Here is a 959-nt window from a genome sequence, read left to right as displayed (position 1 = left end):
TGCCGATCGCGCTCACCAGTGCGGCTTGTTCTTCCCCGGCGCTCGCCTTGGCCTTGTAGCTGACCGGAGGCTGGTCGAGGTCGAACAGCGGACCTTCGGCATAACCGGGAGAGGCGGGGATACCCTCAATCCGCATGACCCGGTTTCCCACGGACATGCGGATCCGTTTCAAGCGGACCGGGCATGATCCGCATCCTCGTCGAAATCGCGCTGCACCAGATCGACCAGCGCTTTCACCGCCTGGGTCGCGCCGTCGCCCTTGGCGCGGATATGCAGCATGGTCCCTTTCGGCGCCTTCGCCGCCATCACCTTGACGATGCTCTTGGCGTCGAACCAGGGGCCGTTGGCTGCCACCGCCACCTCCACCTCGGCCGCGAACGTCTTGGCGAGCTTGGTAAACTTCACCGAAGGGCGCGCATGCAGGCCCACCGCGTGGGTGATCAGGACCGTTGCTTCGGCGGATGCGGACATTCAGTCGGTTCCTGTTCGTTCACGACGGCGACAGTTCATGCGCCGTCGCCACCACTTCCTTGAGCGAGGCGCCGCCGGAGGATTCGGTCGCGGCCATCACCGCGCCTTCGACGATCGGCGCGTTGCAGACGACGATCTTGTGCGAGCGCGGCTCGCCGATCATCTCGACCGCCATCTCCGAGTTGGTCTCGGCGCCGCCGAGATCCACCAAGATGGCGACGCCCGCTTCCGACCAGGCCTTGTCGATCGCGCCCATGATCGCCTCGACGCTGGTGCCGAGCCCGCCATGGCCGTTTCCGCCACACCATGCAAGCGGCACTTCGTCGCCCACCATCTGGCGCACCATGTCGGCCGTCCCCTCGGCGACGAGGGGCGAATGCGACACGATGACGATCCCGACATTGCTCATCAATTGCCCTCTATCGCTTCCGCGACCGCGCGCACCAGAAGCGCGGTCGAGCGCGCTCCGGCGTCCATATGCCCGATCG

At 66.0% G+C, this 959-nt stretch carries 2 protein-coding genes; both read right to left on the bottom strand.

The annotated features are described in order from the left end of the window. Window positions 1–168 precede the first annotated feature (168 nt). Window positions 169–471, bottom strand: coding sequence for an HPr family phosphocarrier protein (locus EOA27_RS38055; protein ID WP_127249377.1), 303 nt, complete (start codon window positions 469–471; stop codon window positions 169–171). A gap of 19 nt (window positions 472–490) precedes the next feature. Beyond that, window positions 491–880: a dihydroxyacetone kinase phosphoryl donor subunit DhaM gene (gene dhaM / locus EOA27_RS38050; protein ID WP_042645089.1), complete on the bottom strand. Its 390-nt coding sequence runs from the start codon at window positions 878–880 to the stop codon at window positions 491–493. Between the last annotated feature and the right edge of the window lie 79 nt (window positions 881–959).

Source organism: Mesorhizobium sp. M2A.F.Ca.ET.037.01.1.1 (genome assembly GCF_003998075.1).
Taxonomy (GTDB): domain Bacteria; phylum Pseudomonadota; class Alphaproteobacteria; order Rhizobiales; family Rhizobiaceae; genus Mesorhizobium.
This window is presented reverse-complemented; position numbering and strand designations above follow the sequence as displayed.

Excerpts from the sequence above, each read along its gene's own strand:
- EOA27_RS38055 (WP_127249377.1), bottom strand. The coding sequence starts at position 471 with ATGTCCGCATCCGCCGAAGCAACGGTCCTGATCACCCACGCGGTGGGC.
- dhaM (WP_042645089.1), bottom strand. The coding sequence starts at position 880 with ATGAGCAATGTCGGGATCGTCATCGTGTCGCATTCGCCCCTCGTCGCC.